Source organism: Olivibacter ginsenosidimutans (assembly GCF_039542865.1).
GTDB classification, from domain to species: Bacteria; Bacteroidota; Bacteroidia; order Sphingobacteriales; family Sphingobacteriaceae; genus Olivibacter; species Olivibacter ginsenosidimutans.
In genome coordinates this window covers 245029-260463 of the sequence record NZ_BAABIQ010000003.1, presented here as the reverse complement: position 1 = coordinate 260463, position 15435 = coordinate 245029, and the positions used below count along the sequence as shown (strand labels likewise).

The following is a 15435-nucleotide window of genomic DNA, read 5'->3' as shown; positions in this document are numbered from 1 at the left end:
TGTGAGCGGAGAGCTCACGCTGTTGCAATGTCTTCGGCTTATGTAAAGTTTGTGTTTTCAACCACCACGGTGGCCGCACCTAATAATTGTATTTCTTGTGAGGTATTGGAAACGGTAATGGAGGTTTGTTCTGCCAATCGGGGAATACAAAATTCATTAATAGCTTGATGAACCGGGGCAAGCCAAATTTTCCCAGCAGATGCCCCTCGCCCACTAAGAACGATGCGCTCTGGGTTCATAATATGAATCAGCGTAGCCAAGCCTTTTCCAATCATAAAACCACCTTCCGCTAATAAAGAGATTGCAAGTGGATCTCCACTCCTTGCCGCAGCAAGCAAGTGTTCTCCTGCTAAAGCAGATTCATCTTTAAACAACTGTTCTAGTTTAGACTTCGCTCCGAAAGACATCTCCCTATGGGCCTTGTCTACTAAAACCAACAAAGAAGCATCAACCTCTAGACACCCTCTTTTACCGCAGGAACAAAGGTTATTACTATTCGCCAACGGAATATGGCTGAATTCACCGGCATATCCATTATGGCCGCTAAATAGCATGCCATCTACAATCATTCCAAGGCCAATTCCCCAGCCGATATTGACGATCATAACATCCTTATACCCTTTCGCAGCACCAAATTTAAGTTCCGCCATAGCTATGGCACGAGAGTCATTATCGATATAAACGGGTATAGCCAATAACTCACTTAAATGGTTGGGCAAATTGGCAATATCCGGAAAAAAGGTGTGATTTATCCCTTCCTTCACGTTATATACTCCTGGCATAGCAATACCGATACCCAGAATTTCTTCCTTAGACAACTGCGCAATTTGTATGGCTTGTTGCAAGAAACCGACCAAATGATCAATAGCCGTTCGACTATCGGCTAGATCCAATGGAAAAGAATTTACGGGGACAATCAGCTCATTCAGCAAGTTGTATGCTCCTATTCGAACTTCCAATTGGTCTACCGCTGCAACTAAAATGCAGGTCCGCTTTTCTTTATTTAGAAGATACGTTATCGGGCGTCTTCCTCCGGTTGAAGGGGCCAAACCGTGTTCTTTAATATATCCTTCTTCCAATAAGGCGTTTATCGCAGAAGATACGACCGGTAAACTTTTATGAGTATGGGCACAAACATCGGCAAGTGACAAAGGTCCTTGATAATATAATTGCTTTAAGATGGCTTTTCTTAAATACTGTTGTTTTAAAAACTTAGCAGTCAACGTTGGTTAGATTTATGTAAATGACAACCTAAAATAAGCAATAAATAAGCTACTTTGCAAATTTACTTATTGCAATCAGTGCTTATCATTCAATCGCCTTGCCAAAAACACAATCTGCTATAAATGAATAAGAACCACAATGAAAGAAATACGCCAACTGTCCGTTAACGAACAGCTTTGTTCATTAATGAACAATACTTTCTTCAACTAACTGATGAAGCCCAAGCACTTCGCTGCTTTTCTTACGGGTTTCACCTGCCAATTTTGCGTCCTTTGCAAGAGACCGTCCATAAGAAGGAATCATTTCTTTAAACTTCCTTTCCCATTTTTCAGTTTTCACCTGATCGGGAAAACATTTCTGCAATAATTTAAGCATAATGGAAACGGAGGTTGACGCCCCTGGAGAAGCACCTAAAAGGGCTGATAATGACCCATCTGCGCTACTGACCACCTCTGTACCGAATTCCAAAATTCCTCCGTGTACGGGGTCCTTCTTAATCACTTGTACGCGCTGTCCAGCAATTTCGAGCTCCCAATCGGCTTTATTCGCCATTGGTACATATTCCTTTAAGGCATCAATACGATCATCCGGCGATTGACGCACCTGATCGATTAAATATTTGGTTAATTTCAAGTTATCCAAGCCTGCAGCCAACATGGGTCGGATATTATTTATTTTTATGGATGCTGGTAAATCCAGCCAAGAGCCATTTTTTAAAAATTTCGTAGAAAAACCAGCATAAGGGCCAAATAATAGTGCTTTTTTGCCATCTATTATTCGTGTATCAAGATGCGGGACAGACATGGGCGGTGAACCCACGGCAGCTTTTCCGTAAACCTTTGCTTCGTGTTTTGCGATCACATCCGGATTTACACAACGCAACCACTGCCCACTCACCGGAAAGCCTCCAAATCCTTTTCCTTCCTTAATATCTGATTTTTCGAGCAACGGCAATGCTCCTCCTCCTGCACCTATAAACACAAATTTCGCAATTAGGGTGCGCTTGTGCTTCGTGGTGCTGTTCCGTACTTCTATTTTCCATCTTCCGTCTGGCAAGCGTTCCAGATCACGCACTTCATGGGCCAACCTTAACTTGAAATGAGGTTGTTTCCGCAAAAAATCAAACAAACAACGACTTAAAGCGCCAAAATTCACATCAGTACCAATATCCATTTTAGTAGCTGCAACAGGCTGTCCAGAAGCTCGACCTTCCATCACGAGTGGAATCCATTGCTGAAGCAAGGCATGATCTTCCGAATACTCCATACCTTTAAAAAGATGGTGCTGCTGCATAGCCTCATACCGCTTTCTTAAGTAGCTCACATTTTCATCCCCCCAAACAAAACTCATATGTGGAACGCTGCGAATGAACTGTGACGGATCTTTAAGCACCCCTTCTTCCACCAAGTGTGCCCAAAATTCCTTTGAAACTTCAAATTGTTCAGCTATACTGATCGCTTTATCAATAGCCACTGAACCATCCGGTAACTGAGGGGTATAATTTAACTCGCATAAGGCCGAATGGCCAGTACCAGCATTATTCCATGCATCAGAACTTTCCGCGGCAACCTCGTCTAAGCGTTCAAAAACTTCTATGCTCGCATTTGGCAATAGCTGGTTTAACATGATGCCCAAGGTGGCGCTCATTATTCCCGCACCTATTAAAACAGCATCCCTTTCCTGAGTGGTGTTTTTGTTACTTTTAGTCATTTCAATCTGTGAGTTTGCAAAAATAACACCACGAAATGATTTTCTCTAAAAAAATGATTAAAAGAAAAGAATTATTGACATATAAAATACAAATAATATCTACCAAAAGCAGTGATTTATTCTTTTATGCCAAAAACTTATCGATTTAAACAAAATGTAAAAAGGTAGATCGCCTAGCTCGTCCGGCCTTCCTTTAATACTTCTCTGGATATCACCATCTTTTGTATTTCTGATGTCCCCTCCCCAATGGTGCATAATTTAGCATCACGATAAAATTTCTCTACCGGAAAATCTTTGGTATATCCATATCCACCAAAAATCTGTAACGCGTCTGTGGCTACGCGAACAGCTACTTCTGAGGCATAATATTTAGCCATAGCTGAAACCTTCGTTACGGGCAGACCTTTATTTTTTAAATCAGAAGCTCGTCTAATCAATAGTTCTGCGGCCTCTACTTCCGTTGCCATATCGGCTATCTTGAAGGAAATACCTTGAAAGTTGGCAATCGGCTGCCCAAATTGATGTCTTTCTTTGCTATATTTTATTGCGGCGTCTAAGGCTCCCTTCGCGATACCTAGAGCCAATGCTCCGATAGAAATCCTTCCCCCATCCAATACATACATCGCTTGCTTAAACCCCTCTCCTTCCTTTCCCAACAAATTGGCTTGAGGCACTTCCACTTGATCTAGTATGAGTTCAGTAGTTTCTGAAGCACGCATGCCCAGTTTATTTTCTTTTTTGCCAGCAGAAAAGCCCACCGCACTCTTTTCTATAATAAATGCAGACACCCCAGCAGATTCATGTTTATTTCCTGTACGAGCCATAACGATGGCTAAATCACCACTCTTACCATGGGTAATCCAGTTTTTTGTGCCGTTGATAACGTAAGACCTTCCTGTTTTTACGGCTGTGGTGTTCATTCCTAATGCATCCGAACCCGTATTGGCTTCCGTCAAAGCCCATGCGCCAATCCATTCTCCACTGGCCAATTTAGGTAGATACTTCGCTTTTTGCTCCTCATTACCGAAAGCCAATATATGGCCCGTGCAAAGCGAATTATGCGCAGCGAATGAAAGTCCTATGCCTCCGCAAATGCGCGCAATTTCAACAATGATATCCACATATTCCTGATAACCTAAACCCGCACCTCCATACGTTTGCGGAACCAATACCCCCATTAATCCTAATTCGCCCAGCTGTTTAAACAATTCTTTCGGAAAAAACTGTTGCTCATCCCAATCCATTATATAGGGCTGTATGTGCTGCCGAGCAAAATTGCGTACCATTTCCCTCATTAAGATCCGATCTTCGGAATCAGCATAAAATATTTCTTGATCAATTGACATGGTAATCTATAATATGGTTCTATACAATAATAGCCAAATTATATCTTAAAAAAGAATATAAAAACCATATTTATATCGAAGTTGTTTAAAGTTATTTTGAACATGCTTGCTGATAGTAAAAGAAGGTTTATATTCATAAACTTTGTGTTATTATAGCTGACTTACCTGGCGCTCCATACCTTTCCGTCGCTTGCCGCGACAGGGCCTTCCTTTTTTTTTCCGCAAAAAAAGGAAGCAAAAAAACTCTTCGCTTCAAAATTTACAGCAACGCCGGTGCCTCCCACTACAAGATGTAAATTTTGGAGGCGAATGAATCCGAAGGCCAACAGTAAGTACTTTAAACCGGACGTACCAACCTAACACTTTTCCCTATAGCTTACATCCATATTATGCTTGCTACCTGCTTGGCAGGGAATCTCCGTTCTGCTAAAATATCGCCTAGGAACCGTCCATGTTTAAAATTTCATTTAATCACATAAGAAAATGTAAATTTTATAACATGGTAAGCTCCATCCAGCCGATGGGAAAAATTATTTACGGATGAAATTTGCTGTTGCAGGTTGATGCACTACCCTTGTAGCAAAGTTCCAAGCGATGAGTTTATTCACCACTTGTCCACTTTAAAAAGTGTTCATGAACTCCCTTCGGTCGGTTTTGGATACTTTTTGCGGACCGCGAAGCAGCATGAGTGCCAATAAAAACAAACACTAAACGAATAAAAAAGTATCACATCATTAAAAAATATTATCTAAAACAAACCTTCTTTTTCTATGCAAATAAAAGTTTAAACAAGCTCATCATAACAAAATGGTTTTCAGTATAAATTTAGCTTTTTTCTTTAACGGAAATACTTATCTTCGTTTTTTATAAAAGTGTATCAGATAGTTTTGCCTAAACGATATTTCCTAGGTGAAAGCTGTTATGTGCATATCCATTTTATCATGCAGGTAGATTCCACCATATGAAAAGACTTCTGTTCCATTTCCTGTGCTTAGTTGGCCCCATACTTTTATCCATTTCTCCAATTGACAGCCAAGCGCAGCAATCTATTTTTTTCAAATTGAATCTTCAGCAAGGAGAAAAATATCAATTTAATATGCATACCAAACAAAAGGTACAGCAAGAAATGATGGGTAATGCGATGACCATAAATCAAGATATCGAAGTAGAATACCTCTATGATATTTTAGAAAACAATCAACAGGGTTTGCATATTAAAACAACCTACCAACGATTGGCGATGCATATGGAATTGCCACAAAAGACACTAGATTACGATTCAAAGCATGTAAATGACGAGAACAATCCCTTAAATAAATTGGGAAAAATGATGGGAAAAAGCTTTGATGTGTATATTAGTCCGGAAGGCAAAGTGACGAAAGTAGAAGGCTTACGCGCCATCATAGACAGCATCGGTAGTGACGCAGCCACTCAACAGGTGTTGGCACAACAATTTAGCGATTCTGCTTTTATCCATATGATGGACGCATCATTAAATATTTATCCAAATAAAAAGATACGTGTTGGAGAATCCTGGCAAAAAAACGTTTCTATGCCCACCGGAGGCATGATGGATATGTCTTTACAAAGCACCTATACCTTAAATAACATCGTTAATGACCAAGCACATATTCAGGTCCGATCTGATATTAAATTATCCCCCTTGGCTTCAAATGAAGTAACAAATAACATGGAATTTAATTTAACAGGTAAGCAAACTGGCGAACTTCAAACAGATATCCAAAGTGGCTTAGTTTCTTCTGGAAGCCTCCATCAGGAAATTAATGGAAACCTATCCGCTCAAGGGTTTAAAATTCCAATGACTATTATATCCGATATTACCACTACCGGCAAAAAACGATAAATATCAATAGCCGATCAGGGAAATAAGTTGCTCACTATAGGGCAATAATTGTTCTTTCCCATTTAAAAAATCCAGACTAATGATAAAACAATATCCAGCTATCGTGCCCTTTAATTTTTTCACCAATTCACTAGCCGCAGCCACTGTTCCTCCGGTGGCTAAGAGATCATCATGAATCAATACTCGACTTCCGGGTTCAAATGCATCAGCATGTATCTCCATAGTCGCATACCCATATTCCAATGCATAGGATTGCTGAATGGTTTGTGCAGGTAGCTTTCCCTGTTTTCGAATGGGGACAAAGGGAACACCGAGCTTATTTGCTAACATTAACCCAAATAAAAAACCTCTGCTTTCAATACCTGCAACGACATCAATGGATAGATCTTGTAAACGGATCATGAATGCATCGAGTATAGCGTCACAAAGCGATGGATCTTTTAAGATTGGGGTGATATCTTTAAAAATAATACCTGGTTTAGGAAAATCTACGATGTCTCGTACAGCCGTCTTAAGTAAGTGTTCAATCATCATGGAGGGTTAAATATGGGGCGATTTTACGCAAATAATCTTCATCAATCAACACGATCTGCAATAAATCTTCCAGCTGTTTAAAATGTCCATGTTGTAAACGGTATCCAACAATTCGTTTTGCATACTTGAAACCAATATAGGGATGTTTACCTAATTGTTCAATAGTAGCTGTATTAAGGTTAAGCATTGCTACCGTTGGTTCAACCAATTGGATGTGGGGCAAAAAAGCCTGATACCGCACCGAATCCATCCCGTATACCTCTAGTAGCTGCGCTGTTTTGTAAAAACCACCTAATAATTTTCGATAGCGTATTATACGGGAAGCGAACACAGGGCCAATGCCGGGCAGTTCCGTTAAGGCCGCACTATCCGCAACATTCAGATCAATGACCAGAATCGATTTTGCAGGTCTGGATGATCGTTCCACCATGCTCTGCCGAGGTTTTGAAACGTGTATCGTATCCAGCGGCTGTATTGACTTATTAAATTGCTTCCGCTCTTTTTGTTCTTGAGGAATAACGATAAACGGTGCTAGCCGTTCATAGTCGGTAGCGGAAATGGTATACAACTTTTTGAAATCTTCTTTTTTATAAAATCGCCCACCCTTACGTTCATAATTCTTGATATTCTTGATCTGCTGGCTCGTAAGTCCCAAACTTATCCAATCCGTTTCAGACAAGCCATTTGGGTTGAAAGAAAAATAGCTGGGAGATGTGTGCATCAACTTTTCATCGGCAACTAATCTTTCAAAAACAATTGGATCAGGCTTATCTAAATAGCCGTAAATAGGCGGCAAAAGCCAGACAAAAAGCATTAAAACCAATAGAACCGATATACCGTTTAGTTCTCTCCGGCTAAAACCAAAATATTTACGTAAGCGATACCACATGGCTTAGGCAATCTTTTTACCAAAGCAATAGTAAATCGGTACACCGATGAGTACAATTAGCAAACCCGGCCAAGTAAAGGTAGGTTGATAAATCAGCAGGCCTATACATATCGTTAATGCAGCCAATACGTATAAAATGGGCAATACCGGATAACCAAAAGCTTTGTAAGGTCTGGGAATATCAGGTCGTTTTTTACGTAGAATAAAAATACCAATGATCGTTAGTGCATAAAAAATAAGTACAACAAAAATGATATAATTCAGCAAATCCCCATATTTACCTGTAAGACATAACGCAGATGCCCAGATACACTGCGCCCACAATCCCCAGCTCGGCACCTTGAAACTGTTTAGCATCCCTGCGCGTTTAAAAAACAGGCCGTCATTAGCCATGGTATAATAAACCCTTGCCCCAGAGAGGATCAATCCGTTATCACACCCAAAGGTTGACACCATAATCATGATGGCAATAATCTTGGCACCGATATCTCCGAAGATCGTTTGGGAGGCAACAACCGCCACACGATCGGCCGGAGCAAAAGCAATATCGTGTATTGTTGTCGTAGCAAGATACATAACATTCGTAGAAACGTAGATCAGCGTAACAATCAGCGTACCTAAAAACAAGCTTAAGCCAATATTCCGTTCGGGTTTTCTGATTTCACCAGCAATGAACGTTACATTATTCCACGCATCACTGGAAAAAAGTGATCCAACCATCGCCGATACCAAGGCAGCAAAAAGGGCTGCGCCACCAATAGGAATAAAGGCATGCTCCTGCGCACTCCAGCTTTTTGGTGTCCAGGCATCCGTCCAATTAAGGTTCCAGACTTCCGTATGGAAGGCCGTAACCAAACCCAATACCGTTAATCCTCCTAGCGAAAGAATCTTGACAATGGTGAAAACGGTTTGCAAGATCTTTCCATTTTTGACACCCCTGGTGTTAAACCACGTAAGGACCACAATAACTGCGATCGCTAACAGCTGCGCTGCATTCAATTGAAACACCCCTTGTTGCCAAAGAATATGCTCATCGCTTACTACCGGAAACAGATACGCTGCAAACTTAGCAAAGGCCACTCCCACCGCCGCGATTGTGCCCGTTTGAATGACGGCAAACAATGCCCAGCCATAGAGAAATGCAACTAAACGGTTATAGGCCTCGCGAAGATAAACGTATTGGCCGCCAGCGTTTGGAAACATTGCCGAGAGCTCGCCATAGCTTAAAGCAGCTGTTAAGGTAACCAATCCGGTGAGTAGCCAAATGATCAACAGCCAACCGGCGCTTCCTACATACCGCACGATATCGGCACTAACAATAAAAATCCCAGAGCCTATCATGGAGCCAACAACTAACATGGTGCCGTCTAGCAGTCCCAACTCCTTTTTCATCTGAACTTCTGGTTGATTTGTCATAAGCGGGCTTGATGGTAAAGAAAACGAATGTATAAAAATAAACCGAAAAATCAGCAGAAAACACCCGTCACCAAAACATTTTATCACTTTTAACTAAAATAAATTTGATTATATCAATAACCCTCATTATTTTGGCATGAACCATTATAAAAAAATGGCTATTGGATAAATTATTTGAAAGACAACTCGACTGAACTACGTTTCGATCGATACGACATACTCATCTTTTAGATAAAAACCAATGTCATAAAATAAAATAAACCCTTAACAATAAAAACGCAAACGAAGAATTATGGACTTTCTACACAGCAATCTCATTTACCTCATTCCGGTGTTTGGTATCATTGGCATATTAATTATGTTGGCAAAATCAAGTTGGGTAAGCAAGCAAGATGCCGGGGATACCAATATGCAAGAATTAGCGGGCCATATTGCCAATGGCGCGATGGCATTTCTTAAAGCAGAATGGAAAATACTTTCCTATTTTGTTGTCATTGCAGGCGTATTATTGGCATGGTCTGGCACTCTTAGTCCATATTCCAGTTGGGTAATTGCGCTATCGTTTATTATCGGCGCCGTAACTTCTGCTTTTGCAGGCTACATTGGCATGCGCATCGCCACCAAGGCGAATGTACGCACAACCCAAGCAGCACGTACCAGTTTGGCTAAAGCACTAAAAGTTTCCTTCACTGGAGGCACGGTTATGGGACTGGGCGTTGCTGGATTGGCGGTATTCGGCTTAGGCACTTTGTTTATCCTATTTTATCACCTATATGTTATCAGCACCAATGGTGAGATCAATGGCCTGGAAATGGAAAGAGCACTAGAAGTATTGGCTGGCTTTTCTTTGGGAGCAGAATCTATTGCCTTATTTGCACGTGTAGGCGGAGGGATCTATACCAAAGCAGCGGATGTTGGCGCTGATTTGGTAGGTAAGGTAGAAGCAGGTATACCAGAAGATGACGTACGTAATCCGGCCACCATCGCTGATAATGTTGGAGACAACGTTGGGGATGTGGCGGGCATGGGTGCCGATTTATTCGGCTCCTATGTGGCTACCATTCTGGCCACAATGGTTTTGGGAAGGGAAATCGTTTCTAATGATAATTTTGGTGGCATTGCGCCCATATTACTTCCCATGCTAATTGCTGGCTTAGGCTTGATCTTTTCCATTATTGGTGCTTCTTTGGTTAAGATTACCAACGAACAGGGAAGCGTACAAAAAGCACTCAATTTGGGTAATTGGACTTCGATTATTTTAACGGCAATTGCTTCCTTTTTCGCAGTAAAATGGTTATTACCGGAGACCATGAATATTAGGGGATTTGAATTTACCAAGACGGATACTTATCTAGCAATTGTTGTCGGACTGGTTGTTGGTGCACTCATGAGCATTATTACCGAATATTATACTGCTATGGGTAAACGCCCTGTGCAATCTATTGTACAACAGTCAATCACTGGGCATGCCACGAATATCATCGGTGGTTTAGCCGTGGGTATGGAGTCTACCGTGTTGCCCATATTGGTGTTGGCTTCGGGCATTTATGGTTCCTACCATTTCGCTGGACTCTATGGTGTGGCTATAGCAGCCGCTGGAATGATGGCAACTACTGCAATGCAATTAGCCATTGATGCCTTTGGACCTATTGCCGATAACGCCGGAGGGATTGCTGAAATGAGCCAGTTACCGGAAGAAGTTAGGGGCCGTACCGATAACTTAGATGCTGTTGGTAATACCACTGCTGCTACCGGTAAAGGTTTCGCCATTGCATCTGCTGCCTTAACATCCTTAGCCTTATTCGCCGCCTTTGTTGGTGTCGCTGGTATCGACAGCATTGATATTTATCATGCCAACGTGTTGGCTGGACTATTTGTTGGCGGTATGATCCCATTTATTTTCTCCGCACTGTGTATCTCAGCGGTGGGACGTGCCGCAATGGATATGGTGCAGGAAGTAAGAAGACAATTTCGGGAGATTCCGGGCATTATGGAGTATCAAGCAAAACCGGAATATAGTAAATGTGTTGAGATTTCTACCAAAGCATCTATTCGAGAAATGATGCTTCCGGGCGCTATTGCGCTGATTGTACCCATTATTGTTGGTTTCGGTTTTGGCCCGGAAGTGCTCGGCGGACTATTAGCGGGCGTTACCGTATCGGGTGTATTGATGGGCATGTTTCAATCCAATGCTGGCGGAGCTTGGGATAATGCTAAAAAATCATTCGAAAAAGGTGCTAAAATTAACGGCGAAATCTATTATAAAAAATCAGAACCGCACAAAGCTTCCGTTACTGGCGATACGGTTGGCGATCCATTTAAAGATACTTCAGGTCCATCGATGAACATCTTAATCAAATTAATGTCTATTGTATCCTTAATTATCGCACCCCATATCAATGCACACCAGTCCGAACCCAACCAAACGAAGAACATTCCTAAAACGGAACAGTTTCAACAGCAGCGGACGAATCAAAAGGCTAGTTATATCCAAAAAGAACGGGCATATACAACTACAAAGGCGCTAAATTAATAGCGCCTTCTTTATTTATCAAATAAAAATTGTAGGTTTGGTTTTCTTTTGCTAAAAGAAAACATTATTTCATTCAAAAAATGATTAAAATTCACATGCCACATACGCTTATCAAACAAAAAGTGGTTATTTTTTAAATAAATTCAAATCAAAACCACCAAAACAAAATTACCTACTATGTTTTACAAGAAATCGATCCCATTACTTATTAAAGAAGCACAAGAAAGTGGAGAAGGAACCCTAAAACGCACCTTAGGCAGTTATCATTTGGTAGCGTTAGGCATTGGAGCTATTATAGGAGCCGGCTTATTCTCCCTTACAGGAATTGCTGCTGCAGACAATGCCGGGCCAGCGGTTATTCTATCCTTCATCGTTGCTGCTATCGGCTGTGGCTTCGCTGGCTTGTGTTACGCAGAATTCGCCTCGATGATCCCTGTAGCAGGAAGTGCTTATACCTACTCTTACGCAACCATGGGAGAATTTGTTGCCTGGGTCATTGGATGGGATTTGGTGTTAGAATATGCGTTGGGTGCCTCCACCGTAGCTGTCAGCTGGTCACAATATTTTGCTCAGTTTTTGGAGGAGCTTGGCGTTCATATCCCTGCGCAATTCCTGCACGGCCCTTGGGAAGGTGGTATGATTAATTTACCGGCGATCTTTATTACCTGTCTGCTTTCCTTATTGTTGATCAAAGGGACACAAGACTCCTCCTTTGTTAATAATATTTTAGTCATTGTCAAGGTAGCTGTTGTCCTTATTTTTATAGCATTAGGCTGGAGCTTTATCAACCCTGCCAACCATAGTCCTTTTATTCCCGAGAATATCGGCGAAACAGCACTTAAACAAGGAAAAATAGGATTTTTCGATTTCTTCACCGGACCAGAGTTTGGGCACTTCGGATTAAGTGGCGTATTGAGGGGTGCTGGTGTGGTATTCTTTGCTTTTATTGGTTTCGATGCCGTAAGTACCGCAGCCCAAGAGGCTAAAAACCCGCAAAAGGGAATGCCTATCGGTATCATTGGCTCATTGGTCATCTGCACACTCTTATATGTGTTATTTTCTTATGTATTAACCGGATTAGAAAATTATACTGCCTTTAAAGGGGATGCTAAACCGGTTGCTACTGCTTTTGCACAAACAGGTTATACCTTTCTGAATATGGCACTTATGATTGCTATTTTAGCCGGGTATACCTCCGTTATTTTAGTGATGCTTTTAGGTCAAAGTCGGGTTTTTTATACCATGAGCAAGGATGGTTTATTGCCCAAGTTCTTTTCCGATTTATCTAAAAACCAAACACCCTGGAAGACCAATGTGCTGTTTATGATTTTTGGAAGTATTTTCTCTGGACTAGTACCCATTTCAGATTTAGGTCATATGGTGAGTATCGGAACCTTGTTTGCGTTTACGCTGGTATGCATTGGCGTGCTTATTCTTAGAAAAAAAGAACCGCAGTTAGAACGTCCTTTCAAAACACCTTGGGTACCCTTCGTACCCATCATGGGTATTATCATTTGTGTGACCATGATGGCCGGATTACCTAAAGAAAGTTGGGAACGTTTAGCCATTTGGATGATCATAGGCATCGTTATTTACTTTGCTTATAGCAAATCGCATAGTTTGATCCGCAATGCTGTTCAAAAAGACGTAAAACCGGAGTAAATCTTTACAGGCATATAAAACCGGAAGGGGCTTCGCGCCCCTTTTTTTAATAGCCAACTTTGGATATCCGAGCGTTTTTACTAATTTGGCAATCGCATATTAATTTAATACCGTAGCCCATATGTTCTTCAACTTCAAGGAAATTGCATCCATAACGATGATTCTTTTCGCAATCATCGACATCTTGGGCTCCATTCCCGTCATTATCGATTTACGCCAGAAAGCAGGTAAGATTGAGTCTGGAAAAGCGAGTATCGTTGCATTAGTGCTGATGATCGCTTTTTTGTTTGTAGGAGAAAGCATGCTCAAGCTCATTGGGATCGATATCGCTTCCTTTGCCATCGCAGGCTCGCTGGTTATCTTCTTTATTGCTATGGAAATGGTACTTGGCGTTAGTTTTTTCAAAGACGATTCTTTCGAAACAGCCTCCATCGTACCATTGGCTTTTCCCCTTATTGCCGGCGCAGGTACCATGACCACCATCCTATCCTTAAAATCAGAATACGCAACACAAAATATCATCGTTGGTATTCTAATCAATATTGCAATTATCTATATCGTTTTAAAAAACACCTACCGCCTCGAAAAAATTCTCGGCCGAACGGGTCTCGCCGTATTGCGTAAAGCTTTTGGTGTTATCCTGCTGGCAATTGCCATTAAACTGTTCAGGAGTAATACCGGGTTGTAATTAGCCAATCGTTCAATTAGCCAATTAGCTAATTATCGTATTGGCTAATTAACCAATTTTATTTGTATATTTACAGGAATACAAAATTTTATATGGAATTATACTACTCATTTTCTGTACTTATTGTCTTATCTGCCATTTTTTCCTACTTGAATGAACGCTTTTTAAAGCTTCCTTCAACCATAGGCGTTATGGTCATTGCGTTATTGGTTTCCTTAGGGCTTATCCTTACCGATAAACTATTTCCCCATACCTTTCAGGAGTTTTCCAGGTTTATTTCGTCTGTCGATTTTACAGAAGTACTCATGGGAGCGATGCTTAACTTTCTTCTCTTCGCTGGTGCTATCCATATTCGACTAAGCGACTTGAAAGAACAAAAGGCACCGGTAATCATCTTTTCAACAGTGAGTGTCATCATATCCACCTTTGTGGTAGGTTTTTTATTTTATCACCTCCTACAAGCATTACATATGGAAATTCCTTTTATCCAGTGTTTGCTTTTTGGTGCCCTCATCTCTCCTACCGATCCAATAGCTGTTCTCGGTATATTAAAACAAGCTGGGGTTCCCAAATCGCTCGAAACAAAAGTTGCTGGTGAATCGCTATTTAATGATGGTATTGCGGTTGTTGTATTCGTCATATTGCTCAGCTTGGCTCAAGGCAAGGATGTCGATCTATCTTTTGGAAATATTTCGTGGCTACTGGCTAAGGAAGCCTTGGGTGGTATTGGTCTCGGACTCCTATTAGGTTATATCGCTTCAAAAGCAATCGGTAGAATAGATAACTATAAAATTGAAGTGTTAATTACCTTAGCGGTAGTGATGGGTGGGCATTTAGTGGCCACCAGTGTACATATGTCTGGCCCATTGGCTATGGTTTCCGCGGGATTAGTTATTGGAAATTACGGAAGGGCATTCGCATTGAGTGAAGTCTCGAAAGAGTATCTAGATAAGTTTTGGGAGTTAATCGATGAAATCATGAATGCGATATTGTTTTTAATCATTGGCTTTGAGCTGATTATTATCAATAACATAAGCGACTACTGGCTGATTGGGATTATTAGTATACTGCTGGTTTTATTTGCCCGTTTGGTATCCATTTGGCTTCCGGTAAATGTTATACCGATGAAAACCAAATTCAATAAAGCAACCATTACGATTTTAGTATGGGGTGGCTTGAGAGGAGGAGTATCCGTTGCCTTGGCTTTATCCATTGATAACCATCTGCATAAAGATTTACTACTGGCTACGACCTATTACGTGGTATTATTCTCTATCTTAGTACAGGGCTTAACTATTGGTAAATTAACCAATAAAGCAAAACAGATTGCAGCAAATACGGTTAAAGCCTAATTTTTCTTTTTTCCCGCAAAAAAGAAACAAAAAGCTCGTCGCTTCAAAATTTACAGGAACGCTGGTGCATCCCACTGCATCTTGTAAATTTTGGAGGCGACAATTTTTGGCGACCAACAGCAGGTGCTTTTAATCAAACATGTCGTATTATCTGTCTTTTCAATAATTGGCACCATAATTTATACTTTCCATTTGCTTGGTAGAACATCTCCGTTCT

The 15435-nt window shown here is 41.0% G+C and carries 11 protein-coding genes; 5 read left to right on the top strand and 6 right to left on the bottom strand.

The window, feature by feature from the left end:
* Positions 1 to 38: 38 nt before the first annotated feature.
* The 3 genes from ABD930_RS02375 to ABD930_RS02365 all read right to left on the bottom strand — a co-directional run bounded on the left by ABD930_RS02375 (position 39) and on the right by ABD930_RS02365 (position 4280).
* Positions 39 to 1223 carry an ROK family transcriptional regulator gene (locus tag ABD930_RS02375; RefSeq protein ID WP_345230084.1) on the bottom strand — a complete coding sequence of 395 codons (1185 nt, stop codon included), beginning with the start codon at positions 1221 to 1223 and terminating at the stop codon, positions 39 to 41.
* A gap of 184 nt (positions 1224 to 1407) precedes the next feature.
* Positions 1408 to 2958, bottom strand: a complete 1551-nt coding sequence (locus tag ABD930_RS02370) for a malate:quinone oxidoreductase (protein ID WP_425571093.1) — start codon at positions 2956 to 2958, stop codon at positions 1408 to 1410.
* Between the two features lie 149 nt (positions 2959 to 3107).
* On the bottom strand, positions 3108 to 4280 hold the full coding sequence (locus tag ABD930_RS02365; protein WP_425571089.1) for an acyl-CoA dehydrogenase family protein: 1173 nt from the start codon (positions 4278 to 4280) through the stop codon (positions 3108 to 3110).
* A 961-nt stretch (positions 4281 to 5241) separates the two neighbouring features.
* Here ABD930_RS02365 and ABD930_RS02360 point away from each other — a divergent pair.
* A complete protein-coding gene (locus ABD930_RS02360; RefSeq protein WP_345230083.1) occupies positions 5242 to 6144 on the top strand; it encodes a DUF6263 family protein in 903 nt (300 codons plus the stop codon).
* Between the two features lie 3 nt (positions 6145 to 6147).
* Here ABD930_RS02360 and ABD930_RS02355 read toward each other — a convergent pair whose 3' ends face one another.
* From ABD930_RS02355 to ABD930_RS02345, 3 genes are read right to left on the bottom strand one after another with little or no spacing between them, the layout of a single operon-like run.
* On the bottom strand, positions 6148 to 6675 hold the full coding sequence (locus tag ABD930_RS02355) for an adenine phosphoribosyltransferase (RefSeq protein ID WP_345230296.1): 528 nt from the start codon (positions 6673 to 6675) through the stop codon (positions 6148 to 6150).
* A complete protein-coding gene (locus ABD930_RS02350) occupies positions 6668 to 7567 on the bottom strand; it encodes a helix-hairpin-helix domain-containing protein (protein WP_345230082.1) in 900 nt (299 codons plus the stop codon). The genes ABD930_RS02355 and ABD930_RS02350 overlap by 8 nt, the downstream gene beginning before the upstream one ends.
* Before the next feature lie 3 nt (positions 7568 to 7570).
* Complete coding sequence (locus ABD930_RS02345) at positions 7571 to 8983, bottom strand: APC family permease (RefSeq protein WP_345230081.1); 1413 nt, start codon at positions 8981 to 8983, stop codon at positions 7571 to 7573.
* Between the two features lie 292 nt (positions 8984 to 9275).
* On the opposite strand from ABD930_RS02345, the gene ABD930_RS02340 reads away from it, so the two are divergent.
* From ABD930_RS02340 to ABD930_RS02325, 4 genes are all read left to right on the top strand, one after another.
* Positions 9276 to 11516: a sodium-translocating pyrophosphatase gene (locus tag ABD930_RS02340; protein WP_345230080.1), complete on the top strand. Its 2241-nt coding sequence runs from the start codon at positions 9276 to 9278 to the stop codon at positions 11514 to 11516.
* A 177-nt stretch (positions 11517 to 11693) separates the two neighbouring features.
* On the top strand, positions 11694 to 13178 hold the full coding sequence (locus tag ABD930_RS02335; protein ID WP_345230079.1) for an amino acid permease: 1485 nt from the start codon (positions 11694 to 11696) through the stop codon (positions 13176 to 13178).
* Positions 13179 to 13299: 121 nt separating this feature from the next.
* Positions 13300 to 13866, top strand: a complete 567-nt coding sequence (locus tag ABD930_RS02330; RefSeq protein ID WP_345230078.1) for a MarC family protein — start codon at positions 13300 to 13302, stop codon at positions 13864 to 13866.
* A gap of 92 nt (positions 13867 to 13958) precedes the next feature.
* On the top strand, positions 13959 to 15218 hold the full coding sequence (locus tag ABD930_RS02325; protein WP_345230077.1) for a cation:proton antiporter: 1260 nt from the start codon (positions 13959 to 13961) through the stop codon (positions 15216 to 15218).
* The last annotated feature ends 217 nt before the right edge of the window (positions 15219 to 15435 follow it).

Bases quoted from the DNA above. Each gene is read 5' to 3' on its own strand.
- ABD930_RS02365 (WP_425571089.1), bottom strand. From the start codon at position 4,280: ATGTCAATTGATCAAGAAATATTTTATGCTGATTCCGAAGATCGGATC.
- ABD930_RS02355 (WP_345230296.1), bottom strand. From the start codon at position 6,675: ATGATTGAACACTTACTTAAGACGGCTGTACGAGACATCGTAGATTTT.
- ABD930_RS02360 (WP_345230083.1), top strand. From the start codon at position 5,242: ATGAAAAGACTTCTGTTCCATTTCCTGTGCTTAGTTGGCCCCATACTT.
- ABD930_RS02345 (WP_345230081.1), bottom strand. From the start codon at position 8,983: ATGACAAATCAACCAGAAGTTCAGATGAAAAAGGAGTTGGGACTGCTA.
- ABD930_RS02340 (WP_345230080.1), top strand. From the start codon at position 9,276: ATGGACTTTCTACACAGCAATCTCATTTACCTCATTCCGGTGTTTGGT.
- ABD930_RS02335 (WP_345230079.1), top strand. From the start codon at position 11,694: ATGTTTTACAAGAAATCGATCCCATTACTTATTAAAGAAGCACAAGAA.
- ABD930_RS02350 (WP_345230082.1), bottom strand. From the start codon at position 7,567: ATGTGGTATCGCTTACGTAAATATTTTGGTTTTAGCCGGAGAGAACTA.
- ABD930_RS02325 (WP_345230077.1), top strand. From the start codon at position 13,959: ATGGAATTATACTACTCATTTTCTGTACTTATTGTCTTATCTGCCATT.
- ABD930_RS02330 (WP_345230078.1), top strand. From the start codon at position 13,300: ATGTTCTTCAACTTCAAGGAAATTGCATCCATAACGATGATTCTTTTC.